General features: G+C 66.8%; 28 protein-coding genes. 16 read left to right on the top strand and 12 right to left on the bottom strand.

The window, feature by feature from the left end:
- The 3 genes from DDE18_RS21685 to DDE18_RS21675 form a co-directional block, all read right to left on the bottom strand.
- Positions 1-470: IS110 family transposase (locus DDE18_RS21685; protein WP_211754691.1), on the bottom strand; the 470-nt coding region annotated here is incomplete at its 3' end.
- A 401-nt stretch (positions 471-871) separates the two neighbouring features.
- Entirely contained in the window at positions 872-1,204 is a 333-nt protein-coding gene (locus DDE18_RS21680) for a hypothetical protein (RefSeq protein ID WP_116574516.1), read from the bottom strand.
- Positions 1,205-1,555: 351 nt separating this feature from the next.
- Positions 1,556-2,179, bottom strand: a complete 624-nt coding sequence (locus DDE18_RS21675; protein ID WP_133241308.1) for a hypothetical protein — start codon at positions 2,177-2,179, stop codon at positions 1,556-1,558.
- A 725-nt stretch (positions 2,180-2,904) separates the two neighbouring features.
- On the opposite strand from DDE18_RS21675, the gene DDE18_RS21670 reads away from it, so the two are divergent.
- Entirely contained in the window at positions 2,905-3,417 is a 513-nt protein-coding gene (locus DDE18_RS21670) for a hypothetical protein (RefSeq protein ID WP_116574512.1), read from the top strand.
- A 117-nt stretch (positions 3,418-3,534) separates the two neighbouring features.
- Here the strand turns inward: DDE18_RS21670 and DDE18_RS21665 are convergent, their stop codons facing one another.
- Entirely contained in the window at positions 3,535-3,894 is a 360-nt protein-coding gene (locus tag DDE18_RS21665; RefSeq protein WP_211754690.1) for a winged helix-turn-helix transcriptional regulator, read from the bottom strand.
- Positions 3,895-4,061: 167 nt separating this feature from the next.
- Here DDE18_RS21665 and DDE18_RS21660 point away from each other — a divergent pair, with 167 nt between their 5' ends.
- The 7 genes from DDE18_RS21660 (at position 4,062) to DDE18_RS21620 (ending at position 11,010) form a co-directional block, all read left to right on the top strand.
- A complete protein-coding gene (locus tag DDE18_RS21660) occupies positions 4,062-4,508 on the top strand; it encodes an SRPBCC family protein (protein ID WP_116574510.1) in 447 nt (148 codons plus the stop codon).
- A 72-nt stretch (positions 4,509-4,580) separates the two neighbouring features.
- On the top strand, positions 4,581-4,877 hold the full coding sequence (locus tag DDE18_RS21655) for a TfoX/Sxy family protein (RefSeq protein WP_116574508.1): 297 nt from the start codon (positions 4,581-4,583) through the stop codon (positions 4,875-4,877).
- Positions 4,878-5,058: 181 nt separating this feature from the next.
- Positions 5,059-5,415: a cupin domain-containing protein gene (locus DDE18_RS21650; protein ID WP_116574506.1), complete on the top strand. Its 357-nt coding sequence runs from the start codon at positions 5,059-5,061 to the stop codon at positions 5,413-5,415.
- Between the two features lie 794 nt (positions 5,416-6,209).
- Positions 6,210-6,719, top strand: a complete 510-nt coding sequence (locus DDE18_RS21645; RefSeq protein ID WP_116574505.1) for a SigE family RNA polymerase sigma factor — start codon at positions 6,210-6,212, stop codon at positions 6,717-6,719.
- A 44-nt stretch (positions 6,720-6,763) separates the two neighbouring features.
- Positions 6,764-7,576, top strand: coding sequence for a hypothetical protein (locus tag DDE18_RS21640; RefSeq protein ID WP_116574503.1), 813 nt, complete (start codon positions 6,764-6,766; stop codon positions 7,574-7,576).
- Positions 7,577-8,075: 499 nt separating this feature from the next.
- Positions 8,076-9,265 (top strand): IS3 family transposase gene (locus DDE18_RS21630; RefSeq protein WP_116574501.1). Its coding sequence is split into 2 segments (ribosomal slippage): positions 8,076-8,360 and positions 8,363-9,265, totalling 1,188 coding nucleotides; the frame shifts between segments, so codons are not numbered across the junction.
- A 608-nt stretch (positions 9,266-9,873) separates the two neighbouring features.
- A complete protein-coding gene (locus tag DDE18_RS21620; RefSeq protein ID WP_165821311.1) occupies positions 9,874-11,010 on the top strand; it encodes a PD40 domain-containing protein in 1,137 nt (378 codons plus the stop codon).
- 257 nt (positions 11,011-11,267) lie between these two features.
- On the opposite strand, the gene DDE18_RS21610 is transcribed toward DDE18_RS21620, so the two are convergent.
- Both DDE18_RS21610 and DDE18_RS21605 read right to left on the bottom strand, forming a co-directional pair.
- Entirely contained in the window at positions 11,268-12,074 is an 807-nt protein-coding gene (locus DDE18_RS21610; RefSeq protein ID WP_116574495.1) for a class I SAM-dependent methyltransferase, read from the bottom strand.
- A 50-nt stretch (positions 12,075-12,124) separates the two neighbouring features.
- Positions 12,125-12,541: a YybH family protein gene (locus tag DDE18_RS21605; protein WP_116574494.1), complete on the bottom strand. Its 417-nt coding sequence runs from the start codon at positions 12,539-12,541 to the stop codon at positions 12,125-12,127.
- A 52-nt stretch (positions 12,542-12,593) separates the two neighbouring features.
- Here DDE18_RS21605 and DDE18_RS21600 point away from each other — a divergent pair, with 52 nt between their 5' ends.
- The gene (locus DDE18_RS21600) at positions 12,594-13,241 is read left to right on the top strand and encodes a TetR/AcrR family transcriptional regulator (RefSeq protein ID WP_116574492.1); all 648 of its coding nucleotides are present in this window, start codon (positions 12,594-12,596) and stop codon (positions 13,239-13,241) included.
- A 111-nt stretch (positions 13,242-13,352) separates the two neighbouring features.
- Here the strand turns inward: DDE18_RS21600 and DDE18_RS21595 are convergent, their stop codons facing one another.
- From DDE18_RS21595 to DDE18_RS21580, 5 genes are all read right to left on the bottom strand, one after another.
- Positions 13,353-14,012 (bottom strand): HAD family hydrolase, encoded by a 660-nt coding sequence (locus DDE18_RS21595; RefSeq protein WP_165821310.1) that lies wholly within the window; start codon positions 14,010-14,012, stop codon positions 13,353-13,355.
- Between the two features lie 11 nt (positions 14,013-14,023).
- Positions 14,024-14,155, bottom strand: a complete 132-nt coding sequence (locus DDE18_RS24120) for a hypothetical protein (RefSeq protein WP_281258424.1) — start codon at positions 14,153-14,155, stop codon at positions 14,024-14,026.
- A 555-nt stretch (positions 14,156-14,710) separates the two neighbouring features.
- Positions 14,711-15,106 carry a zinc-binding dehydrogenase gene (locus tag DDE18_RS23520; protein ID WP_281258425.1) on the bottom strand — a complete coding sequence of 132 codons (396 nt, stop codon included), beginning with the start codon at positions 15,104-15,106 and terminating at the stop codon, positions 14,711-14,713.
- 8 nt (positions 15,107-15,114) lie between these two features.
- Positions 15,115-15,597, bottom strand: a complete 483-nt coding sequence (locus DDE18_RS23515; protein WP_211754689.1) for an NADP-dependent oxidoreductase — start codon at positions 15,595-15,597, stop codon at positions 15,115-15,117.
- Positions 15,598-15,701: 104 nt separating this feature from the next.
- The gene (locus DDE18_RS21580) at positions 15,702-16,376 is read right to left on the bottom strand and encodes a GTP cyclohydrolase II (protein WP_116574489.1); all 675 of its coding nucleotides are present in this window, start codon (positions 16,374-16,376) and stop codon (positions 15,702-15,704) included.
- Positions 16,377-16,473: 97 nt separating this feature from the next.
- Here DDE18_RS21580 and DDE18_RS21575 point away from each other — a divergent pair, with 97 nt between their 5' ends.
- The 7 genes from DDE18_RS21575 to DDE18_RS21545 all read left to right on the top strand — a co-directional run bounded on the left by DDE18_RS21575 (position 16,474) and on the right by DDE18_RS21545 (position 21,759).
- Positions 16,474-16,956: a MarR family winged helix-turn-helix transcriptional regulator gene (locus tag DDE18_RS21575; RefSeq protein WP_116574487.1), complete on the top strand. Its 483-nt coding sequence runs from the start codon at positions 16,474-16,476 to the stop codon at positions 16,954-16,956.
- Positions 16,957-17,502: 546 nt separating this feature from the next.
- Positions 17,503-19,050 (top strand): LuxR C-terminal-related transcriptional regulator, encoded by a 1,548-nt coding sequence (locus tag DDE18_RS21570; protein WP_165821308.1) that lies wholly within the window; start codon positions 17,503-17,505, stop codon positions 19,048-19,050.
- A gap of 139 nt (positions 19,051-19,189) precedes the next feature.
- On the top strand, positions 19,190-19,888 hold the full coding sequence (locus tag DDE18_RS21565; protein WP_116574484.1) for a hypothetical protein: 699 nt from the start codon (positions 19,190-19,192) through the stop codon (positions 19,886-19,888).
- The gene (locus DDE18_RS21560; protein ID WP_245916929.1) at positions 19,885-20,553 is read left to right on the top strand and encodes a DUF2306 domain-containing protein; all 669 of its coding nucleotides are present in this window, start codon (positions 19,885-19,887) and stop codon (positions 20,551-20,553) included. The genes DDE18_RS21565 and DDE18_RS21560 overlap by 4 nt, the downstream gene beginning before the upstream one ends.
- Complete coding sequence (locus tag DDE18_RS23510) at positions 20,550-20,897, top strand: hypothetical protein (protein ID WP_211754688.1); 348 nt, start codon at positions 20,550-20,552, stop codon at positions 20,895-20,897. The genes DDE18_RS21560 and DDE18_RS23510 overlap by 4 nt, the downstream gene beginning before the upstream one ends.
- 56 nt (positions 20,898-20,953) lie before the next feature.
- Positions 20,954-21,394, top strand: coding sequence for a hypothetical protein (locus tag DDE18_RS21550; protein ID WP_116574483.1), 441 nt, complete (start codon positions 20,954-20,956; stop codon positions 21,392-21,394).
- Positions 21,391-21,759: a GNAT family N-acetyltransferase gene (locus DDE18_RS21545; RefSeq protein WP_133241305.1), complete on the top strand. Its 369-nt coding sequence runs from the start codon at positions 21,391-21,393 to the stop codon at positions 21,757-21,759. The genes DDE18_RS21550 and DDE18_RS21545 overlap by 4 nt, the downstream gene beginning before the upstream one ends.
- Positions 21,760-21,878: 119 nt before the next feature.
- Here DDE18_RS21545 and DDE18_RS21540 read toward each other — a convergent pair whose 3' ends face one another.
- The gene (locus tag DDE18_RS21540) at positions 21,879-23,297 is read right to left on the bottom strand and encodes a hypothetical protein (RefSeq protein WP_133241304.1); all 1,419 of its coding nucleotides are present in this window, start codon (positions 23,295-23,297) and stop codon (positions 21,879-21,881) included.
- Positions 23,298-23,859 lie beyond the last annotated feature (562 nt).

The raw sequence follows: 23,859 nt of genomic DNA, 5'->3' as shown, positions 1-23,859 counted from the left end.
TGGGAGGTCATTCGGGTGTGGTCCTCACCTAGGGAGCGGCGGCGGTCGACCAGGATCCGCAGCACCGCGAGTTGCTCGTCGTTGACCACCGGCCGCAGCCCGGTCATCCGGGTGCCGACCAGGGCGACGGAGTGGGCGTCGGTGGCGTCGGTCTTGCGGCCCTGTCCGGTGGCGAACACCCGGGCGCGGGCCGACAGCTTCGGCGGCACGTCGACGACCTCTTCGCCGTCGGCCAGCAGCCGGTTGGCGATGTGCTTGCCGATGCCGGCGCAGCCCTCGATCGCCCAGACCCGGTCCGGCCACCGCCTGCCGTAGCGCAGCATGGCGGTGTAGCCATCGGTGTCGGTGGCGAACCGACCGCCGCCTTGGATGGCCTCGTCGGCCGACATGACCTCGATGGTCGCGGAGCGTTTATGCGGGTCCATCCCGATCACCACGCCGGGTGAGTCTGGTGTCGTTGTGGAGCTCATCGAGTCCTCCGTTGCTCGAACGTGTTGGTGGGTTGTCGAGCCGGGAGGGCAACGCTGCTTCGAGCTGGGCAAACCCCTCTTGAGCCTCTCCTGACTCTGGCGACGCCCGGCCAGCGCAGGCCAAATGAGAGCCACACGACCAGCGTGGGCAGCCGAAATGAGAGCGACGAGCCGGGCGCCTGGACCGAGCCTCGCCAGGCACCGGTCCTGGGGTCAATGAAACAAGCAGCCGATGAGCGGTTGGGCTGACCGGCGGATGTGGGTAGCCAACGATCGGCTACGAAAGGAGAAAACCCCCAAGACGACCGGGGCCGGCGACTGACCGGAACCCACCCGTGCTCGCGGGAGCCCCACTCGTCCACCAGCGTGCACGCCTCATGTCAGCGATACGCCTGAAGTGGTCAGACGAACGATAGGAGTCCGCCCTTGCCCCCAGGGAAAGGGCGGGCCTGCGCCCCAGGGAGTGTGACCACACGGTCCAACAACTCGCGCGCTTTCGACTTCTGAAGGATGTTCGGCATGGTGAACACCACGACCTTCAACCTGTCCGGCGCCCGCTGAACCATGACCTGGCCCGTCAAACTTCCGACGGCGAAACTCCAGTATTGGTCCATGCCGTGGTAGCCGTGGGGCACGTTGTCGGTTTCGTGCAAGCGACCGACGACGCCGCAGATCGACGCGTGCAGTTCATCGAGTTCGCCTGGGAACTCGAAGTACTTGGCAATGAAGGCCATTGGATTGTTACCTTTCACTTCAGAGACCGGGGCAAACGAATGCGCTCCCGATGTTGCGTCCGATTGGTCCTGACTCGGCGCAGTGCGAACGACTGTGTGTTGTCCACCAGTCCGAAGGATCTGGCGATCAGGGGACGTCATTCCCGCAGTACGGGCATTTATAGGTGTCCCGGTCGCCCCGCTTCTTGAAGCAGGTGTGGCCCTTGGTGCAAGTTGCCTGAACGTCGTAATTCCCGCTCGCAGTCTTCTGAGCTTCGGTCTTGAACATCGTGACTCCAATCGATTCCATCGAAGGTGAGTTGTGCGCCCGTTCCGCAATTTGGGTGGACTCGGGGGGGCCGCGAGTCTCCGTTAGAACTCGTCGCCCTCGGCGAACTGTTGCTCCAACAGGTCAGCGGCGTGCCCGAGAGCCGTTAGGCGATTGACAAGGTCATGCTGATCCGCCGCGGCCTCCAGTTTCGGCATCAGCGTCTCGAGCATGACCAGATCCACGATCACACTCGTGCGGTAGCCCGCGTTCGCGGCCGCGAGGGCCACGACAGGTGGCACCTGGTCGCCAACCGCTTTGCAGATGGGCGACATCAAGCCGAGGTTCTCCTGGTCAGCACTGCCCACCAGCAACACCTGGCTCCGACCACCCCCGACGTCGAGCACGCCCTTGTAGACGGGACCGTCGAGTTCGTGCCAGCCGGAGTTGAGAAGGAAGGTTGCCACCGACTCGGGGAAGGGATGCGCGGGAGGCTCGGGAGGTGTGAGACCGAGCCTAGGAATTTCCCAGACGGGCACGCCAGCCGTGGCGCTGTTGAATACGTTTGCAACTGCGGGGCTGCCCGTCCCGGTCATAAAGACGACTTCCTTGGTCCAAGGTGCGGCGACGTGGTCAAGCGGTTGCATGACAGCGCGGAAGAACCAGTCGCTGTCGACGTCTGGCGATCCGTAGATGTGCATGGCGGTGCCGACCGGGCCGGTGACCATGGACCAAGGCAGTTCCTGCCTGCCCTGCATGAGTCCTAGCCCGGGGCCGCCCGATGTGCTCTCCGCAACGACAGGCACTTGGGCACAGACTGCGTCGAAACATGCGACCGGATCCCCCGGACCGTAGACGACAGCAGTGAGGCCGAATCCGGTCGTAAGTGTGTAGGTAACCTGGCGCAGATCGTGTTCGGGGAGCCCCGGGTTCTGGAGGGGGACCTCCGGCGAGCGAGTGGGGGCCGCACTGGATTCCGAGGTGGTCGACGTCGGACTTTTTCGACTAAGGAACCCCACCGGTCAGCATCCGTCCACAGAGGGGAGGCCGGGCACGGTGACGCATTCGCTGTTATCCATGATTCTCCCAAGAGCCGCTGGCAATGCGCACATGCAATCAGACCAACCTCGGATCGGCGCCTGAAACGCACAAATTTGCCTTTCCCTTCCTGAGATGGCCCGCCCCGTTCCCCGCGGCGTCGTCGACAGCGCTGGCAGTAGCATCGCCGACTCGAGCATGAGCGTGGGTGAATAGGACGGGATGCGCAGTACCGGACGGTGTCGCCGAGCACAGACGTGCTGTTCTACCGGCGGCAACAGAAGGGCGAACGACCGAGTGTGTCCCGCGTCCGCTCATGCCGCTGTTCGCGCGGTCCTGCCGATGAGCGACCGCTTGCGGCGGTGGGATCGGCACGATCAGCGGTGGGATCGGCACGATCGAACGGTCCCGTTCGATGCACCTCTTGACGCCTCATTTGAAGAGCCTCGACGCTGGTGGCGTGGGATCGTCCTCTACCGCCCGCGGGTCGGCGATCGGGAGTATTCCGATCGCTATTGGTGTCCTCCTGCTGACGGTCGGGCTGATGGCGTGGGACCACCTGTGGGGCAACGAACGCGGTTCAGACGACAACTCCTTTCCTGTGGACCCGGCAACCTTCCTTGTTACCCTCGTCCTCAGCGTGGTGACCACGCTCGTCGTCTTTGGTTTCACGGTGCCGCGTGCAGTGCGCAATCCCGGATCCGTCCATAAGGCCGCGCTGATCCACAGTGGAGCCGCCGTAGTGCTGGCGCTTCCGGCCTCCTGGCTGGGATTTCCCGCGATCGTGGCGGGTGGCGGCATCCGGCTCGGCATTCAAAGCTTGGGTGGAGCGCACCGTCGGCTTGCCGTCGTGGCCATCGTCGTTGGCCTACTGGTGATCTTCTTCGCGATCGTCGCGACAGCGTTCCCCGCTGCGGATACCGACTGAGCACCGGCCCCTGCTTGTTCCGTCAGCCGCCGATGTCGAAGATGCGCGCCTGTACCGCCTCTTAGGCTCGACGCCGGGTGGAGACGCGCCACTCCGGTGTCGAGACGTAGCGCCCGATCATTCGGCGACCGGTTGGAGGTTCCGGAGGTACGCCTGGATACTGCCATCGCGTCGCACCCGACGCGCCACCCTTCGTTGGTCTCGCTCCAGCTCAGCAACCAGTTGCTCGAGGGCGCCGGTGTCCGGGTCGTGTCGGGCGCTCCAGAGCATCATCGCCAGCAGGACCGGGATCAGGTCCTTGCCCTTGTCGGTCGCGCGGTATGCAGTCCTCTCTCGGCCGCCGGGCCCGGGCACCTTCGTGATCAGCCCGGCGTGCTCGAGTCGCTGCAGGCGGTCGGCGAGGATGTTGCTGGCGATCCGCTCCTCCGATGCTGCGAAGTCGCGGAAACTGGTCCTTCTCCTGGAACAACAGGTCACGCATGACAAGCAGTGACCACCTGTCGCCAAAGAGGTCCAGCGCGAAGCTGATCGGGCAGTCGGAGCGCCGCGTCGCCGTTCGCATAGGGGCATGCCATTCTTCACGTGCATTTCGCAAGCGGTCGCCCTAGCGTGAGACGCGAGAGACCCGCGGGAGGTGACCCGGGGTGGAGGACATCCAGGACGAGCTCTTAGTAGCGGCCCCAACTGCTCACGTGTGGGACGCGATTCGCGACCCGGCGAGACACGCTCAATGGCATCCGGCACTCACCCGTATCATCGGCGACCACACGCTCGGTGCCGTCCGCGAATGCGACGTTATGGTCGGGAAGAAGCCCGGTAGGACCGCGGAGCGGTGCACCAATTTCGACGAGGGTCGAAGAATCATGTGGACGGTCGAGAAGGACAGCACCGGCTTCTCGCGGATGGTCTCGGACTGGAGCGCAGGGTTCACCCTCGAGCCGCACGGGGACAGGGAAACCCGGGTCGTCGCGCGCAGCGTCTTCCAACCCAGCACACTGCTGAGCAGGCTCATGCTGCCAATGATTCGTCGCAAGTTCCATCAGACCCAGCGCGGCATCCTCGCAGGATTGAAGCAGCACGTCGAGAGCTGACGGCGATGCCGAGCCAAGCACCCGGGCGAAGACGCCGCAGCGGCCTTCTACGAGCAGCGACGAACCGAACTCTTGCGCGACGAGTTGGTGACCGAGAAGCGGATGTTCGGGACAACCGCGCTCTGCGCACAGGGCAAGGTCTTCATGTTTCCCTGGCGGCAGAATCTGGTGTTCAAACTTCCCGCCGACCGAGTCGCCGAACTGATCTCAGCCAACAGCGGCGAACTCTTCGACCCTGGCCATGGCCGCACCAGCCCCACCTGGGTTGCTGTCTACCCGAGCGTCCACAAGGCATGGCCGGCGCTTGCGGACGCAGCGCGCGACTTCGTGCAAGGTCGCCGGCCTGGCGACCAACCTAGTCAGGCTTAATGGGGAGTCGCCACGGCACAATCATGTCCGCCGTGGAAGTCTGTGTGCCGCCAACGACCTGAATTGCCGCGTTCCGCGCGATCGTGCCGATGAGCGGCCGCACACGTCGAGGCCCGGCCAATGAGTGTCACTGGGCTCGGACGAGCCTCCGCCCGGCAGGAAGGCAGATACACTCCAGTGTGTGGCTACCGTTGTCAAGCGCAATTTTGGATCTCCGGATGAAGAGATAAGTCCCGGCCGGGGAAAGGTGGCAATTATCAGGGCGGGGGACACGACCTTCAAACGGGTAATCTTTTACCCCGGTTGGCGCTGGACCGAAGATATAGGACCGCAAGCCGATACTGAATTGTGCCCGGTGCCGCATTATTTTGTACATATCTCCGGCCAACTGCACATTAAGATGGAAGATGGCAAGGAATACGAGTTCGGGCCAGGTGATGTATCCGTTATTCCCCCTGGCCACGATGCCTGGGTTGACGGCAGTGAGCCAGTTGTAATTATTGATCAGACACCGGCAGAAGCTCCACCTAGTTCTTGAGCGGAATGGTGGCGGTCGCTACGCCCGAACCACTGCCGTCAAGCCGCCACATCATTTCCGACGGATATTCGGGGTCACCCGTCCAGTCGACGTCTTCCAGCCAGGGCGCCACGAGCCCGGCGCGAGGTCATGCAGGATCGGCTCTAGTGCCTGACTCAGAACCGGCTCCACGCGCACATCCTCTCAGGAGCCGTCTGAACCGATAGGCGTCCTCAACTGCCGATGGTCGGATGGTTTCGAGGGAGACCGCCTGGACCGCGCTGTTCGACCGAGCCAGCGACCCGCCACCAGCCCTCAAGGCCTGACCAGCAGCAACCGGTGCGCGACCCGAGGACCAAAGGGGAACTCCCGGACAGCGAGGTCTGGCGACCAACAAGTCCTCACCACCTCCACGGACCTGATCAGACGATCGCCATCAGGCCACCGGTGGATCCGGGTCTAGTCGACCAGCGTGCGCACTTCGATGCGCTCCAGACTCGCTTGCTGATCGGCGGACCGGATACTCCCGGCTGAAGGGCGCCGCCCCGGTTAGGCGCGCGGCTGGGAGGCTGAGGTTGCCCGTTGGAATATCAGGAATGTCGGCTCCGGTTGGCGCGTCAGGTGTTCAAGAACGGTCGGGAGGCACTGGTGTTCGGCGCTGATGTCCGGGTCCCGACGCCTGCCCAAGCGCCATCCCCGGACCTCGCTCAGCGTGTGCGCCGATGGGCACAGCATGGCAAGAGCCATTCTGCGGCGCCGACGAACCGGATCGATCACCATCGCGTTACAGGGGGTGTGACGAACAGGGGTGAGCGATGAGCACGGAGACGGACTTCACCGAGTTCGTCACCGCGCGATGGACGGCGCTCTACCGCCTGGCTTACCTGCTCACGGCGTCGCCGACCGCGGCCGAGGACCTGCTCCAGACCACGCTCGAGAAGGCGTACGGGAGTTGGTCGAGGATCAGCCGGATGGAGTTCCCCGAGGCGTACGTGCGCCGGATGCTGGCAAACGCGCTGGTGTCGAGCCGCCGTAGAGCCTGGCTGCGCGAGGTGCCGTCCGATTCGATGCCGGAGACCGCGGGGGACGCCATCGACTTGGGGGTGCTCGATCGGTCGCTGCTGTGGCCCCTGGTGTGCGCACTGCCCGTGCGGCAGCGGGCCGTGATCGTGCTGCGCTACTACGAGGACCTGACCGAGGCACAGATCGCCGAGGTCCTCGGCTGTGCGCCGGGCACCGTGAAGTCACAGACGTCAGCGGCGATGAAGGCTCTTCGGCGGGCTCTGGCCGCGTCGGGAGTCGGGGAGGTGTTGGGCGAGTCATGAATCTCGAAGAGGAACTCAGAGCAGTACTCAGCCAGGAGGCGGAAATGCGCACCACACCCACACCCGATATCGGAGGCATGGTCAATCGGGGGCAAGACCGCCTCCGCCGCCGCAACACGATGCGCAGAGGCCTCGCCGCCGCGGCGGTCCTGCTCGTCGCCGGGGGCGTCTACGGCGTCACCCAGATCGGTGGCAATGATCCCGACGCTGACGTCGCTAGCGGGCCGAGCGAGCCGTCCGAGTCGGCGGCAGTTCCGCCGGACTGGGCGGACACGAACGGGGGCCCGACGGCACCCGGCACATACCGGACGTTCGTGGGCTTCGATGCGGACTCCGAAGTGATCGAAGCCGACCTGACCGTCGAGGGTGCGAACTGGGCGGGCTCGAACTACCCGGTGGCGTACGCCGGCGAGCGCTTCGCGGGAATCGGCGCCTATCAGGTCGAATCGGTGGCCGGCGGCTCCGGGTGCTTGGACGAGGGGAAGGTTACGGGTGCGGCCAACGAGCCGCAGCAGCTGGCGCGGCAACTTGCCCGCCTGCCGCGGAGCGAGGTGGTCCAGCCGCCCGCAGCGACGGAGGCGTTCGGCCACAACACCATTCACCTGCGGTCCCGGATCGACGCCGCCTGCGGCGCCTCGATCTACCGGGTGGTCGAGACCCCAGTAGGTGGACGCGGCATCAGCTATTTCAACGTTTCTCCCAAGGGTCCCCGGTTCGTCGTCGTCGACTTCTGGGTCGTGGACTTCAACGGGACCACGGTGGTGGTCGACATGTTCCGGACCGAAGACGCACCGAGGGACTTGTTGGACCAGGCGGCCGCGGCCCGCGAGTCGATCACGTTCGTGGAGGCGGAGTAGACCCGCCAGAGGTCGACCCACGGGAGGTCGAACTCGGCGCCAGCAGGTTGCGTAGCAACGACAGGCTCAGCCCGACCACGTTGTGGTGGTCGCCCTCGACGCCGGTGACGAACGGGCCGCCCGCAGCGCGCACCAACACGGAGTGGCCTAGATCACCGATTGTCGTCTCCACCGACAAGTCGCAGTGGAAAAGTCGATCGGCCTACCTCACTTCCCGCTGGAGCGCTCGGTTCAACGTTCGAAGTGCTCGCTCATGCCGCATTCGTACGTCGGGTGCTTGCGACGCGACCGCCGTGGGTGGTCGAACCGCCCCTCATGCGGCAGATCGGTCGTGCCGAGTTGAGAACATTCAGCTAAAAACGCGTGAGCGGCCCTCGCTAGGTCCGCTTCACGTGGTCGTAGACGTACTCATTCCTGTCCTGGGTCCAATGGGTCTGCTGCACGGATAGGTGACATCTGATCTGCGTCGATGTGTGTCGACGCTGGAAGGATGTGCACCATGCCGAAGGCATTTCCCAAGGAGTTCCGCGAGGACGTGATCCGGGTCTACCGCGACTCCGATGCCTCCCTGGCCCAGGTCGCGAAGGACTTCGGCATCTCGCCGTCATGCCTCAAGCGATGGATCACCATCGACGACCGCAACTCCGCCAACCCGTCGCCGGCCGCTCAAGCTGCGAACGAGTCCGACGCACTGCGTGAGGCGAACAAGCGGATCAAGCTCCTCGAGCAAGAGAACGAGGTCCTCCGCAGGGCGGCGGCCTACCTCTCCCAGGCACACCTGCCGGGAAAATGATGTACCCGCTCGTCCGCGAGCTGGCCGCCGACGGCATCCCGGTCGCGGTGACGTGCCGGGTGCTCGAGATCGCTCGCCAGCCCTACTACCGCTGGCTGGCCAACCCGGTCACCGCTGCCGAGCTGACCGCGGCCTACCGGGCCAACGCGTTGTTCGACGCACACCGTGACGACCCCGAGTTCGGCTACCGGTTCCTCCTCGATGAGGCACGCGACGCCGGCGAGCCGATGGCCGAACGGACCGCGTGGCGGATCTGCTCCGAGCTCGGCTGGTGGTCCGCGTTCGGGAAGAAACGCGGACGCAACGGCAAGAAGCCCGGTCAGAAGGCCGGACCGCCGGTCCATGACGACCTGGTGGAACGGAACTTCAGCGCTGATGCTCCGAACCGGCTCTGGCTCTCGGACATCACCGAGCACTGGACCCGCGAAGGCAAGCTCTACCTCTGCGCGATCAAGGACGTCTACTCCAACCGGATCGTCGGCTACTCCATCGACTCACGCATGAAGTCACGGATCGCGGTCGCTGCACTCGACAACGCCGTCGCGCGTCGCAACGCCGAAGGCGTGGATGTGGCCGGCTGTGTCCTGCACACCGATCGAGGGTCGCAATTTCGCTCCAGGAAGCTGGTCCACCAGCTCAACCGTCACGACATGGTCGGATCAATGGGCCGCGTCGGCGCGGCCGGCGACAACGCGGCGATGGAGTCATTCTTCTCGCTGCTGCAGAAGAACGTCCTCGACCGACGGACGTGGAACACCCGCGAGGAGCTGCGGATCGCGACCGTGACCTGGATCGAGATGACCTACCACCGACGACGTCGCCAAGCCGCTCTCGGCCGGTTGACCCCCGTCGAATACGAGCTGATCATGACACCGGCCGCTGCCCAGGCGGCCTAACCCCGACTGTCACCAGTTCGTGCAGCAGACCCAATTGTCTATGGTCCGCTCTGTGTTACGCGCGTACCGTCTTTGTTGTGCCTGCTTTGTTGTGCCTGACATGGGCATGGGACTGCACGGTTCCGGACGGAGGCACACATGCGACGCCTCCTCATCGCCGTGGTCCTCTTGACCATCAGCGCGTCGCTGGCCCTGGGTGCTAGAGGTTCGATCGAGGCCCCGAATCAGCGGCCCCGTGCCGTTCAGGACCCATCACGTTCAGCGCCCCCGGTCGTCCCTGGAAAGATCGGAATGATCGCCTACGCGGCATTCGACCCCGCGAGCGGACAGACCGATGTCTTCAACATTAACCCCGACGGGTCGCACCGGCGGCAGCTCACGACAACCGGTGGCGACGACCCGGTCTGGTCCCCTGATGGCACGGAGATCGCATTCGAGCGGGGCGAGGCCATCTGGCTGATGGACGCCCTCGGCGGCTCTCAGCGGCGCCTCGTGAATGGGACGAACGCGGCGTGGGCTCCAGACGGACGGCGGTTGAGCTACGCGTGCCCCACAGGAGCAGGGACCTCTGCTCCCTCAACCTGCGTGACGACACGCAGAGCGTCGTGGTGGGCCACACCGACGACTGGCCGCGAGTCGTTGACTCGTCGTGGTCTCCGGACGGTACCTGGATCGCACTCACTCGGGTCAGCTCCGAGAAGGATGCCGAATACGTCAATGCCACGCAGCTGTTCCGCGTGAGACCGGACGGATCGCGGCTCGCGGCGATTCCCAACACGGAGCCCTTCGCAGTGAGTCCGGCGTGGTCGCCCGACGGCACGACGATCCTCTACACCGAGGTCTACGGTGGAAGGGGTGGGGAGTTCAGCGGAGGCCTGTGGTCTATCCGTCCCGACGGCACCGGGAAGACCCAGGTGACGCGCAGCAAGGGCAACGAGGGATCCCCGAGCTGGTCCCCCGACGGGCGGCGCGTCGCGATGCAGAGCGACGGTGCCCTGTACACGGACAAGGCAGGCATCTGGACGGTCAACCCCGACGGCACGCACGCCCAGTTCGTCGTCCGTGAAGGCTCGCGCCCCAGCTGGCGCCCCAGCTGGCGCCCGAGCTCCGCTCCGGATCCCACGCCCGCCGTCGTGCCGGCATCAGACGGACCGAGGATCGCCTATTTCGCGGCCTCCGAGGCCGGATTCGACTTGTTCACCGTGCGTCCCGACGGCCGCCGCGTCCGTCAGCTCACGTCGAGTGGTCACGTCGTCGAAGTGACCTGGTCCCCGGATCACTCCCAGATCGCCTACGCCACCCATGACTGGTTTGGATATCCAGGGGTCGCGTGGGTGATGGACGTCCGAACGCTCAAGACAGAGCGCGTGGGGCGCTCCTTCGCCGAGGGGCCGTTGGGGGCCCTCACATGGTCACCCGATGGTCGCCGGCTGGCCTGGGGCACGTACGAATCACTGATGATCGTCGATCTGCGCAGTCGCGAGCGAACTCGCATTCCACGCACAGGCAACGGCTGTATCTTCCTCGGACCGAGCAGGTCACCAGACGGGAAGTGGATCGCCTTCAGCGGCGGGAAGTCTTGCGACCTCATGATCGTTCCGTCTCGAGGGGGAGATCCGGCGCGTGACGCGGACCCCTGGCGCAGAGAGCGGCTTCGACTGGTCACCCGACGGTCGACGACTCGCATTCACCCACTGGCCGGGACCCTACCGCGAAGGGATCGACGTCTGGACCATCCGGCCTGACGGATCAGGGCTGCGCATGGTCATGGGCACCCCCGAGCTCGACCTGACGCCGGCCTGGTCCCCAGGCGGGCGTCGCCTGGCCCTTTATAGCGACGGACCCGACCCCTTCGGGAGCGCACCTCAGCCAGGTCTCTGGACCGTTGGCGCCTAGGGAGGCGCCCCGAAACTGGTGGTGCTGGACCGTAGCATCGCTCTTCGATCTGGGAGCATCACGCACCGATAGGCGGCGTTAAGCCGCGCGCATGCGTTAGGAGCGTTCACCCCGGGACTTTCCCTCGCACCGCTCTGACGATGCCGGCAAACGATCGAGGCCCATCCGGCAGGCCAGCCAGATAACCGGCGCGCACATGCTGCTCGATCTCGCTCCGCAGGCCGGACGGCAGAGCCGTCAGCCGCTGAGCAACCCTTGTCGGACCGGTCGAGAAGCTGGACCAGTAGTCCTCGAAGTCGCTGTAGTCGAAGCTGAGCACGATCGGCACCTCCAGGACCTCGACGAGCCCAACCCGAGCCCAGAGGTTGGCCTGTCCGTTCGCCCACACGATGGGGCGGGCCTTGATCTGCGCTCGCAGGCTTCGGATGCCCTCATCCAGCACAGCGCCTGTGTCCAGAACCAGGTCGAGCACGGAATTGCCGCCCCAGAAGTCGAAGGTGCCGCAGGCCACGACCCCGCCTGGACGGGTGACTCGTCGCATCTCGGTGGCCACCAGCTCGACCTCCGGAATGACATCGATCGCAAGGGTCGAGACGCAGGCATCGAACGACTCGCTGGAGTACGCCAAGCGGCAGGCGTCACCGTGAGCGTAGGTGACGTTGGGATGTGATCGAAGACGACGCGCCCCGTCGAGGTACGACTCGGACGCATCCACGCCAACGGTCCTGGCTCCAAGCGCTGCCAGAGCCAACGAGATGGTGCCGGTGCCGCAGCCGACATCCAACACCCTGTCGCCGCGCGTGACCCCGGCGAATTCCAGGAACGGCTCCGCCAGCCGGGCACTCCAGCGCCCCATGAAGTGCTCATAGACGTCAGGGTCTGTCGCCAGGAACGAAGGCAGGGAGTTGCTCATGGGAACGCTCCAGTTCGCGGTGGCTTGTGGTGAAAGCCGACGCCCAGTGATCAGATCGGACGGTCGTCCTCGGGCAGGACGTCTCCGTGCCGGTGCACGATTCGCCACTGATCGTCCTCGCGCCGGTAGACGTGCGTGACCCGCAATGTGTAGGTCCGCGGCTGGCCGTCCACCTTCACCCGGTTGTGCTCGTAGCCGACCGTGTAGGCCAGGTCGCCGCTGGCGCCGGCTGCGATGACCTCGAACTCGTATTCCGACGAGTCGGAGAACCACGATGCGACCTTCCGGAACATCTGCTCCAGGTTGGGCCAGCCGGAGCTGGACATCTTCGCGCCGAACACCGTGACCGGGTCCGTGCGAGACCACAGCGCGAGGCGCGGCTCGGCGTCGCCGTTGTGGATGGCCTGCTCCGCGGCGCGCTGCCGGGGCAGCATCTCGTCGAGGAACCGCTCGGTCGCGGTAGCCATGACACACCTCCGATACTGTTAGATTGTTATCAATACAGTTAGGGTGCATCTAATGTCGAAGTCCGTCAAGAGGCAGTACAACTCGACCCGTCGGCAGGAGCAGGCGGCCGAGACCCGTCTGCGCATCATCCAGGCAGCGCACGAGTTGTTCGTCGCGAAGGGGTATGGCCGCACCACGATCGCCGAGATCGCCTCGACGGCCGGTGTCGCCATCGAGACGGTCTACGCGGCGTTCCGGAACAAGCACACGCTGTTGCGCCAAGTTTGGTATGTCAGCTTCCGCGGCGACGAGGAAGACGTCCGTCTTCTGGACCGGCCGGAGATCCGCGCCGTGCTCGCCGAACCGGACCTCGCGACCCGCTTCGTCCAGCACGCCGTCGTCATCACGGCGGTGTTCCGGCGCATCGCTCCACTGCTGGCAGCGCTGCAGGGTGCCGCCGCGAGCGAGTCCGCAGCCGGCGCGATGCTCGCCGAGTGGGACCAGCAGCGGCTCGACGCATGCACCAAGTACGCCGCGGCCGCGGCCGCCACGGGGCAGCTCGCGGTCAGCGAAGCCGAGTGCCGTGACGTGCTGGCCGCAACAATGGACGGCACACTCTGGAAGCGGCTCGTCGCAGAAAGCGGATGGCCCGACGAGCGCTTCGCCACCTGGCTCGGCCACCTCTGGACCTCGCAGCTGGTCACGGCCCATCCCGCTTGACGATGACCTGAACGGGTGCCTGCCCCTCCCAGCACGAGCTCTCAGCCGTCCCAGGAAACCATCCGCTCCTCGGCTGTCCGGGCTCATGTGCGTGCCCTGAGTAGGCCTTGGTTATCCCAGACCACCGAGCCCGAGGGCGGATCCGTCTCGCAGGTCCGCGACCAGGTCGGCGCCGGCTTCGCCGAGTTCGTTCGCTCTGGCCTCGCTCTTGGCTAGGCCGATAAGGGGCGCGCCTGCCGCCTTCGCAGCGACGACGTCGGAAACCGCGTCCTCTACGAACACGGTTCTGCTGATGTTGACGTGGAGTACGTCGGCGGCGAGCAGGAGCAAGCGTGGGCTGGGCTTCATCCAGTCGATGGCATCAGGAGTGCGGCATGCGAAGGCGGCGATCCTGTCCAGCCAATGCCATCGCGCAAGGGCCGTTCGAACCGCGTCGGAGGAGTTGTTGCTGACGATGGCGAGGGGGAGGTCCCGGCTGTGTCCAAACTCCATGAAGGCGGCCGCGTGGACGCTGGCAGCGCAGACCTCTGCTGCCTGGACCTCAGCCGGTGCATGCCGCTTCGACCCCAAGGAGAACGCCGTCATCGCAATTCGCGCCCAGCGCAGCACGGCGAGGTGGTCGGTCGAGGTCTCGATCTCGTAGGGCAGTTCGATGCCGGCAAGGATCTGGCGAGCTGCTGTTGCAGCTTCAGAGTTCACCGGCGGTGGCATCAGCTCCGCAATCGGCCCGTCGAAGTCCAGCAACACGGCCTGCGCGGAGTTCAGCAGCACGAGAGGCGCCGTCATGGTGATGGGGTGGCGATGGTGTCCCAAATGCTGTCGAACCATGCCCGGGTCTGGGCTACGAACTGGGAGCCGGTGGAGTCGGGGTCGCCGTCGTCGATGTGCTGGAACAGCACTGAGTCCTTCCCCATTGGGTCCAGGATCGTGCGCTTCTTCCCTTCGATGCGGACGTCGTGTCGTACGACGGGGTAGTAGCCGAAGAAGACGTCGGTGTTGTTGATGATGTACGCGTTGAAGAGCGGGGACGGTCACAGTGTTGCGGTGCTCCTGCGGGTGTATGCCTCGTGTCTCGACGGTCAGGAGTCGGTCGCGAAGGCGCGGATCGAGGCGGCGCTCCGGGCGGGTCAAGCGGCCGTAGACGGCAAACTCGGACACGTATTGGACACAGATGGCCATGGAGGGCCGGTTCTGGCCGGACACAGTCGGACAGAGCAAACGGGCCCCTGACCAACGTTTCCGCTGGTCAGGGGCCCGTTCTCCCTGATGTGGCAGGTGAAGGATTCGAACCTTCGAAGGCAAAGCCGACGGATTTGCAGTCCGTCGGACGTGGCGGGCTGGCCTGCATGAGAGACGGCTTCGACCCGGTCTGTGACACCGATATGACACGAGGTTGAGGCCGGCAACGGCAAAGTCGGGCGAGGGGTCAACAGCCGGCGCCATGGCCCGCCGGCCACCCATTGAGATACTCAGGTGACGAGCACGGTCTTGCCGCTGGCCTGCCCGGTGCGGGCGCGCGCGACGGCGTCCGGTGCCTCGGCCAGCGGGACCTCGGCGTCGATCCGCACGCGGATCCGGCCATCGGCCGCGAGCCCGGCGAGGGTCTCGAGGTCATGACGGGTCGCGTTGCTGTAGAAGTTGACTCCGGTGCGGCCCTGCGTTGGGAGGAGTTCGGGGTCGGCCGCCCCATTGGTGCTGACGAGGACTCCGCCCGGGCGCAGCAGCGCGGCGAACGGGTTGGGCTCGCCGGGTCCGCTGACCAGGTCGAGCACGGCGTCGATGCCTCCGGGGTGAGCCGCGCGGACCTGGTCCATGGTGGGTGCCGCGGTGAAGTCGATGATGTGGTCGGCGCCGAGCTCGCGCAGTTGCTCTCTCAGGTCTCCCGGTCGGTGGCCACCACCCAGGCTCCTTGGCCGGCGGCGAACTGCACCGCGGACTGGCCGACACCACCCGAGGCTCCGTTGACCAGGATGGTGTGACCCGGCTGGAGCGCGGCCGCCTGGACCGCCTGGTAGGCCGTCACGGTGGCGGTGGGCAGCGCTGCGGCGAGGGTGAAGGACAGGTGGTCCGGGATCGTGGCGACCTTGCCGTCCGCGTCGCCGAGCGCGTACTCGGCGTGCGAGCCCCGGCCCTTCGAGAGCTTCATGAACTGCCCGTAGACGCGGTCGCCGGGTCGGAAGGCGGTGACGCCGCTGCCGACGGCGGTGACCACGCCCGCGCCATCGGAGCCCATGACGAGCGGGAAGGAGTGCTCGACCGCGCCCTCGAGGGCACCATCGGCCACCTTCCAGTCGAAAGGGTTCAGCCCGGCAGCATGGATCCGGACCAGGATCTCATCGGGTCCCGGCTCTGGCACCGGAACCTCCACAAGCTCCGGCTCGGAGCGGAAACCCTTTGATCACGACAGCTCGCATCACATCTCTCCTCGGATCTGGTGGGTCAGGTCGGTGATGAGCGCGCTCAGCCCGCGAGAACGGCCGACCCCGGCCCGACCGGGAGCGCGAGCGTGTGCTGGGTGTGCTCGGCCTTCGCGTGGAGATAGCGGAGGTTGCTCTCGCTGGCGAACACGCCGGTCGGGACCGTGCGCCGGACGGCGACGCCCAGCTCGCGGAGCTGGCCCGCCTTGTCGGGGTTGTTCGTGAGCAGGTCCAGCCGCGTGACGCCCAGAGCGGCCAGCATCTGCGCCGCGACGGTGTAGTCGCGTGCATCCTCGGCGAAGCCCAGAGCGGTGTTCGCCTCGTAGGTGTCCAGGCCGGCGTCCTGCAGCGCGTAGGCGTCGAGCTTGTTGTAGAGGCCGATGCCGCGGCCCTCCTGCCGCAGGTAGAGCAGCACGCCGCCGCTGGTCGCGATCCGCTCGACCGCCTCGCGCAGCTGCGGGCCGCAGTCGCAGCGGGCGGACCCGAACACGTCCCCGGTCAGGCATTCCGAGTGCACACGCACCAGCGGGAGTCCCGAGTCGGCGGGGTCGCCGAACGCCCACGCCAGGTGCTCCTGACCGTCGGCGAGGCCGCGGAAGGTCGTGACGTGGGCGGTCGTGGCGTAGCCGTCGGCGAACTGCAACGGCACCTGCACCTGCGTTCTGATGGTCGCGGCCTCCGGCCCGAGCGGGCGGCGCGGGTGTGCGGTGTACTCCATGTCGGGCGCTCCTCGGGTCGGGTCGTTCGAGTTCGAACGACTTCGAGAAGGTAGCAGGAGATTCGAATTTGAACAAATCTGGGGATAGGCTGGTCGCATGGCTGACCCGAAGTGGCTCGACGACGAGGAGATGCGCGCCTGGCAGGCGTTCCTCGCCACCAGCGCGCTGCTGGACCGCCGCCTCGACCAGCAGCTGAGGGACGAGGTCGGCCTTTCACACCTGCAGTACGAGATCCTGGTCCAGCTCGCTGCCGCGGAGGGCAACGCGATGCGGATGACCGAGCTGGCCGCCAGCCTGCTGAACTCCAAGAGCGGGCTCACCTACCAGATCTCCCAGCTGGAGAAGTCGGGCCTGGTGCATCGCGCGCCCTGCACGATCGACGTCCGCGGCGTCTACGCCGCCCTCACCGACGAGGGAAGGAAGCTCCTGGAACGCGCCGCCCCCGGGCATGTCGCGCTCGTGCGAGAGCTGTTGATCGACGTGCTGACCCGCGAGCAGCTCACCGCCATCGCCGACGGACTCGGCGAGGCCAGTCGGCGCATGCTCCCCAAGGACGGAATCGCCGAACCGGTGCGCTGATCCTTGGTCACCATCTCCACCGGATCAGCCGGACAAACGCAGAAGGGCCCCGATCCAGCATTGTGGCTGGTCGGGGCCGCTCGTGTGCGACGTACCTCGACCGGATTCGAACCGCCGCTACCCGTGTCATCGATCATGTCCTCCTGAAGCCGGCGCCGGTCACGCTCACCAGACGGGAGAGTGCGCGCCGAAGTCATTGCGAAAACGTTGCGCGGCTCATCGGGCTCGACAGCGTCGTCGGCGATCCCCTCGTCTCGGGTACCTTGAATGACGCGCGACGTGACCGAGTGCAGGGAACTCTCAACCGCGAAGACCTACGGAATCGAAGGCGACAACCTCATCCGTTCGAGCTCGAGCCTGCCGGGAGTGCTGCGCAGGCGCCAGAGCTGGTCTAAGCCTTCGCTTCGACAGGTCCGCGCGACCATGCGCTCAATCATGTGCACGGCCGAGCGCCCAGCGTCTCGTCCCCGGCGGCCATGCGGCCTACCTGATGGAGGCCGCGCTCCCCGAGACACGCCGTGCCCGGCAGGACAGCCTGCTGCGCACATGGATCGCCGCGTTGCCGGAGTCCGTGACCCGCCGGAGCCCGTCCTGAGCATCGTCTCCGGCTGGTCACAGCTGATGTCCGGCGACCTCGACGCCGTGGAACGCAGGCTGGATGACGCCGAAGCGGCGCTCGCCGCCGGCGAGCAGGACCCAGAACTGGCGCGAGAGTGGGCGGACACCGAGGACCTGCGCACGGCGTCCGCGACGATCTCGGTATACCGCGCGTCGCTGGCCCAGGCGCACGGAGACGTCGCCGGCACCGTGCACCATGCCCGGAGCGCGCTGGACCGCGCCGGGCCCGAAGACCATTTCATCCGCGGCGCTGTTGGCGGGTTCCTCGGCTTGGCCGCCTGGGCAGCCGGGGACGTCCAGGAGGCGCTGTCCACGTTCAGCGACGCGATGAGCAGCCTGCACGCCGCGGGAAATCTGGTCGACGAGTTGGACAGCACGATCGTGCTCGCCGACATGTGGGTGGCCGCAGGGCGACCCGGCAGGGCCCGTCAGCTGTACGAGCGCGCGCTACAGACGGCGACCGCTGGTGGCGAGCCGTACCCCCGCGCCACGGCGGACCTGCACGTCTGTCTGGCCGAGCTCGACCGTGAGCTCGGCGACCTCGCCACCGCTCAGGCGCACCTCGAAACAGCTCGTGCCCTCGCCGAGCGCACCTCCATCACCGAGAACCGGCACCGGTGGTACGTCGCGATGGCGCAGCGGCGCGCCATCACCGGAGACGTTGCCACCGTAACCCAGCTACTCGACCAGGCTGAGGCGCTCTACCGTCGCGGCTTCTACCCCGATGTCCGCCCGATCGCAGCGACGAGAGCCCGGATTCAGATCTCGCAAGGCAACCTCGCAGCGGCCGAGGAGTGGGCACGCGGGCACGACGTCGCGGCCGCCGATGAGACGACCTACCTGCACGAGTACGACCACCTCACCCGCGTGCGCCTCGTGCTCGCCCGACACCGGCGCGTGAACGGCCCCGAGAACGCTGTGGCCTCCGACACTTCACCACTCGACACCGCGCTCGCGCTGCTCGACCGACTTCTCGCCTGCGCTGAACCCGGCCGTCCGGGCAGCGTGATCGAGATCGCCATGCTGCGCGCGCTCACCCACCATGCACGCGGGGAACGAACCCAGGCTTTCGAGGACCTGGAGTATGCGCTGACCCAATCGCCGGAACCGGAGAGCTACGTGCGGCTCTTCCTCGACGAGAGCGACCCGATGCTCGCGCTGCTGGGTGAGGCCGCAGACGGCGGCGGCGGCGCGCACGACGCGGTGAGCCAGCACGCTCGTCGTCTCCTCGACGCTGCTGGGTCGCGGCAGACAGCCAGGAAGGCTGCCCAACACGCGTTGGCCGACCCGCTGAGCGACCGCGAGCTCGACGTCCTGCGGCTGCTCGACAACGATCTGACCGGTCCGCAGATCGCCCGCGAGCTCTACGTCTCGCTCAACACCCTGCGCACCCACACCAAACGCATCTTCACGAAGCTGGACGTCAACACCCGGGCCGCGGCCGTGCGCCGCGCCCACGAACGCGGGCTCCTCTAGGCCTCGCCGTTCCGCCACTTCCGGACTCCGATGTCACATCGCCAATCACATCGTCTGGTGACGCCTGACCACCCTGTCGCTTCCTAGGTTTCAGCCATCCCCGCGGCACTCGACGCGGACAGTGGAACTGGAGCCTGACATGACCGTCACACCCACCGCGCTCACCCGAGCCGCCGGCGCCGCCGCGATCGGGGCCGGCGCGATCTTCATCGGGGTCAACATTGGCCACCCGCACATGGACGCCACCTCCATCGCCACGACCGAGCTCATCGGCCGGAACTCCTTGAAGGTGCTGATGGCGGCCCTGGCGCTGGCTGGCATCACCGGCATGTACGTGAGCCAGATCCGCCGCAACGGCCTCCTCGGCCTCATCGGCTACCTGGTGTTCGCCGCCGGCTACCTGCTCCTGATGACCCCGCCCTACATCGCAGCCTTCGTCCTTCCCTCCATCGCCGAAACCAACCCCGGGTACGTCAACGACGTACTTGCCGCGGCCTCCGGACGCACCTTCACCGGCGACATAGGACCGCTCGCAACCGTGCTCAAGGTCCAGGGCTTCGCCTATCTCGGCGGCGGCCTCCTCTTCGGCATCGCCCTGTTCCGCGCCCACGTCTTGACCCGCTGGGCCACCCTGCTGCGGACCGCGAGCGGCCCGCTGAGCGCCTCACTATTTGTGATGCCGGACGCGTTCTACCGGCTGCTGGCCTTCCCGAACGGCATCGCCATGGTCGCCCTCGGCTACTCGCTGTGGCGAACCGCCCACACGGCCCACACTGATGGCACCCCGGTGCAGGCCGCAAGCAAAGACTCGCGCGTCATCCCAGCCGGTGCCTGGTGACCACCCGAGCCTCGACGTGGCGCGTGCCGATCGCCCTGGTCGCACTCGGCACCGTCCCGGTCATCGCCGGCTCACTCCGCCTCGTCGAGCTCTCCGGCGGGACGGAGACCATGCCCTCGGACGCCCGGTACACCGCGTCCCCCCTGCCCGTCGTTCTGCACATCGTCAGCGCCACCGTGTTCGCAATCGTGGGTGCATTTCAGTTCTCGACCGGCTTCCGCCGTCGCCGGCCCGGGTGGCACCGGAGAGCGGGACGGGTGCTGGTGATCGCGGGGCTGGTGGTGGCGCTGTCGGCGCTCTGGCTGAACCAGTTCTACCCGCGCGCAGACGCCACTCGTGAGGTGCTGTATCCGCTCCGGCTCGCATTCGGCACGGCGATGGTGCTCACCATCATCCTCGGGTTCGCCGCGATCCGTCGGCGCGACATCGCCCGGCACCGGGCCTGGCTGATGCGCAGCTACGCCATCGGCCTCGTCGCCGGCACCCAGGTGTTCACCCTGGGAATCGGTGGCCGGTTGTTCGGCAACGCGGACCTGACCACCGCGCTCTGGATGGGCGCAGCCTGGGTCATCAACCTCGCCGTCGCCGAATGGGACATCCACCGCCCCCTCGCCCACCGAACCCGACGCGCGCCCACCGCTCCCCGATTGGCCACGTCGCGATGAACCATCAGCCCGGACCACACACACCCGCCCACTACGAGCTCAGGATCGCTGGACACCTCGACGAGCACTGGTCGGCCTGGTTCGGCGCCCTCGTCATCACCCACGAGGACGACGGCACCACCACCCTGCGCGGCAAGGTGGCCGACCAGGCCGAGCTGCACGGCCTCCTCTCCAAGGTCCGCGACCTCGGCGCCACTCTCATCTCGGTCACCTCCGATGCCACCCAGGACGCAACAGCCGCCACAGACGAGGCTGATCCAGAAAGAGGCCACGGGCGCAGCCCGGCACCGGTTCCCAGGAACAGCAACACCGGTAGACCCGCACGTCCCGTGCCCTCACCGTGACGTCACGCCACAACTACACCGACGCGCGCTCAACCAGCCAAGACAGGAGACCAACCATGACCACCACAACCGCCGCCGCCGTCGCATCGACGACCCGTCCCGACCTGTCGCTGACTCGCCTGCACCTCATGCGCGCCGGCTACGTGCTGATGGGAGTGGGGCTCGCTCTCGTCAAGTGGCCACTCCTGCCTGACGCGCACTCGCTTCCGCTGTACGAGGGTGTGACGCTCTGCCTGCTCACCGCCATGTCCCTCCTGGCGCTCCTCGGTCTGCGCTACCCGGTCAAGCTGCTGCCGCTGCTGCTGTTCGAGACGGCCTGGAAGCTTCTGTGGCTCTCCCTGGTTGCCCTGCCTCGTGCCACCAGCGGCGGCTTGGACTCAGCCACGACCGAGATGGTGATCAACTGCTCCCTCGTCGTCGTCATCATCGCCGTCACCCCATGGCGCTACGTGTGGACCCAGTACGTGCGCACAGGCGGAGACCGGTGGCGGCCATGACCGGCCGCACGCTCGACCAGGTCAACTGGCCGGTCCGCACCCCTCGGTTGAGTCTCCGTCCTGCTGTTGCAACTGACCTCAAGGCCACCTGGCAGTTCCGTCAGCTCCCCGAAGTCAGCCGCTGGCTGACCCGGGCACCCGCGACTCTCCGGGATTACCGCGCCCAATTCCTCGACCCTGAGAGTCTCGCCAAGTCCATCGTCATCGAGCTCGACAACCAGGTCGTCGGCGACGTGATGCTGCAAATCGACCAGTCGTACCTGGTTCGCGCGCAGGAGGACCTGCTCGGGTCCGTAGTCGGCCTGCGCGTCACCTCGGCCCGCGAGCGTCTCAAGCTCGCCGGCGCCCGCGAGTCCGGGTGGTGAAGATGGCTCCCAAAGGCGGGCCAGCATCCGGGTACGTCGTCGCGCAGGACCCGGCCGGTGGTCACGCGGTGGACGCCGGCGTAACCCTCACCGTCACGCTGACGGAGCCCGGGCAGCTTCTAGCCGGAGTCGTCTCGGTCGAGGTACGCGCGCCGCGCCACCCCTTGTTGCAGGTTGTCGTCGCCGTAGGCGACGATGGCGCTCCCCGAGCGCCGTACCAGGGCGCTGCCGCTGGCGGTGTCCTGGTCGGTGTAGACGATCCGCGGGGCACTCCAGTTGCTGCCGCGGGGCCTAAGAGCGAGCACGAGCCTGTCGCCAACGCCTTCCCGCCAGCTCACCCACGTCAGCACCAGGTTCCCGGCAGGATTGATGTCGACCACGCGCAAGGGACCTCCGTTGCGCCCCCCGGCGATCGTTTCCTTCTGCCAGGGCTCACCGACCGGCTTGGCAGCGACGCGAACAGCATCTCCAATCCAGGGGCTCCATGCGACCCCGGCCTCCCCATGTATCCAGACCCGCGCGTTGCCGCTAGTGCCACGCTCCCCGCGGGCCAGCACCCACGCCCGGCTCCAGTGGCCCCGTCTGGTCATCAGCCGCACGCGCTGGCTTTGAGTGGTGAGGGTGCTGCCCGTGCTGTCGGTATTCGTCTCCAGCCAGGTTGCGACCGCGCGGCCTCCCAGTCCCATCGCCACGGCATAGTTCTCCGTCCACCCAGTCCCAATCCGCGTCGGCTTGGCCCATCCGTGCCCGGGAATGAACCGAGCAACCAGCACGGGAGCGGTGAGTCCTGGGTCGTTCGAGTAGATGACCACGGCCCGTCCGCGCCTCGACAGGCCGCTCACCTGCGGCCATTGCACGTTGGGCAGGCGGTGGTATGTGGCCGCGTCCCAAGTCTGCCCGGGCCTGAGATGAGCAGCGATGAGCGCATCAGGCCGACCGCGACGAAAGTCGCCGAACGTGACCAGGAGCGCCCCCGCTCCGGTCCCGCGGATCGTCGGCCGTGTGTTGCCAGCGACGACGTACCCGTCACTGATGAGCTGCGGGTCTGACCAGGAAGTCTGACCAGCGGCACGAACACTGATTGCCAACGCCGTGCGGCGGCCCGTGAACAGGTGAACGAGCGCGACCAGCTCGCCTTCGACACCGACCGCGGCCCCGTAAACCTTGCAGTAGTCCGTCGACATCCCCGACCACACACACGGGACCTCTTGCTCCGGGGACCACGTGCCGCCCCGCATGCGCTCACGCGCGTAGACGACACCGCAGCAGCCTTCCTGCAGGAAAGCGGTGACGCCGTCCCCGTCACGGACGAGCACGGGGCTCTCGGTGTCGTCGTCCGGAAGCTGCGGCCACTCCGCGAGGGGCTCCACAGGGCCCAAGAGCACGGGAACCCGATCTCGTGCCTGCACCGGGAGCGAGAGGGCGGGCGCCAGTCCGGCGAGGAGGCACGCCGCGACCGCGACGACGACGAAGGCCGCGCGCCCTGACGACCTCGGCGCCCCCGGGAGCGAAGCCACGTGATTGTCTGGAGAGTCCATGACGTTCTACCTTCTCGGTCTCCACACATGGCCGCCTAGGAGACGATTCAAGAAGCATCACGCTCCGGCTCCCGGGGAGCAATGACCTCCCTTAGTCATTCGCAACTGGGCCGGGCCGCTCGACAGCCCTTCGCTGCTCGAGCGGCCGCCCATGCTCGTGAGCTGGTGCGGTCTAGCTCCCGCCGCCAGGGGCGCTGGACGCCGTCCGGTTGAAGCGCGCCGACGCCCACGTGGCCAGCAGCACGACGGCGAGCCACAGCAGGTCTCGCGGGCTCGGCGCGAACCCTTGCACGCGCCAAGCAACCAGGACCGCGACACCGAACAGGCGGTGCCACGCCCACCTCACCCAGCAGCGACCCCAGGTCAGACGATCCTTACACTCAGGGTGCTGGCCGACTCCCCTTACGTCACCGCCGACTCTGCACCCCTCGCCCCGAAACCGCCTCTAGAACCCCCGTCGATCACTGTCGGTTCACACGCGCCGTCGACACAGGTCGGCAAAGCCGGTGAGATGGCTTTGGATAGAACATCACCCAGATGCGTCATGCGGCAGCAGGCCTGG

The organism is Nocardioides gansuensis (assembly GCF_003076135.1).
Lineage (GTDB): Bacteria > Actinomycetota > Actinomycetes > Propionibacteriales > Nocardioidaceae > Nocardioides > Nocardioides gansuensis.
Note: the sequence above shows the minus strand (reverse complement) of the source record. Positions and strands in the feature narration are given on the sequence as shown.

What these genes read in the sequence shown, in the direction of transcription:
- DDE18_RS21680 (WP_116574516.1), bottom strand. Translation starts at nt 1,204, where the DNA reads ATGGCCTTCATTGCCAAGTACTTCGAGTTCCCAGGCGAACTCGATGAA.
- DDE18_RS21675 (WP_133241308.1), bottom strand. Translation starts at nt 2,179, where the DNA reads ATGGTCACCGGCCCGGTCGGCACCGCCATGCACATCTACGGATCGCCA.
- DDE18_RS21670 (WP_116574512.1), top strand. Translation starts at nt 2,905, where the DNA reads ATGCACCTCTTGACGCCTCATTTGAAGAGCCTCGACGCTGGTGGCGTG.
- DDE18_RS21645 (WP_116574505.1), top strand. Translation starts at nt 6,210, where the DNA reads ATGAGCACGGAGACGGACTTCACCGAGTTCGTCACCGCGCGATGGACG.
- DDE18_RS21640 (WP_116574503.1), top strand. Translation starts at nt 6,764, where the DNA reads ATGCGCACCACACCCACACCCGATATCGGAGGCATGGTCAATCGGGGG.
- DDE18_RS21610 (WP_116574495.1), bottom strand. Translation starts at nt 12,074, where the DNA reads ATGAGCAACTCCCTGCCTTCGTTCCTGGCGACAGACCCTGACGTCTAT.
- DDE18_RS21605 (WP_116574494.1), bottom strand. Translation starts at nt 12,541, where the DNA reads ATGGCTACCGCGACCGAGCGGTTCCTCGACGAGATGCTGCCCCGGCAG.
- DDE18_RS21600 (WP_116574492.1), top strand. Translation starts at nt 12,594, where the DNA reads ATGTCGAAGTCCGTCAAGAGGCAGTACAACTCGACCCGTCGGCAGGAG.
- DDE18_RS24120 (WP_281258424.1), bottom strand. Translation starts at nt 14,155, where the DNA reads ATGGGGAAGGACTCAGTGCTGTTCCAGCACATCGACGACGGCGACCCC.
- DDE18_RS21580 (WP_116574489.1), bottom strand. Translation starts at nt 16,376, where the DNA reads ATGGAGTACACCGCACACCCGCGCCGCCCGCTCGGGCCGGAGGCCGCG.
- DDE18_RS21575 (WP_116574487.1), top strand. Translation starts at nt 16,474, where the DNA reads ATGGCTGACCCGAAGTGGCTCGACGACGAGGAGATGCGCGCCTGGCAG.
- DDE18_RS21570 (WP_165821308.1), top strand. Translation starts at nt 17,503, where the DNA reads ATGGATCGCCGCGTTGCCGGAGTCCGTGACCCGCCGGAGCCCGTCCTG.
- DDE18_RS21565 (WP_116574484.1), top strand. Translation starts at nt 19,190, where the DNA reads ATGACCGTCACACCCACCGCGCTCACCCGAGCCGCCGGCGCCGCCGCG.
- DDE18_RS23510 (WP_211754688.1), top strand. Translation starts at nt 20,550, where the DNA reads ATGAACCATCAGCCCGGACCACACACACCCGCCCACTACGAGCTCAGG.
- DDE18_RS21550 (WP_116574483.1), top strand. Translation starts at nt 20,954, where the DNA reads ATGACCACCACAACCGCCGCCGCCGTCGCATCGACGACCCGTCCCGAC.
- DDE18_RS21545 (WP_133241305.1), top strand. Translation starts at nt 21,391, where the DNA reads ATGACCGGCCGCACGCTCGACCAGGTCAACTGGCCGGTCCGCACCCCT.
- DDE18_RS21540 (WP_133241304.1), bottom strand. Translation starts at nt 23,297, where the DNA reads ATGGACTCTCCAGACAATCACGTGGCTTCGCTCCCGGGGGCGCCGAGG.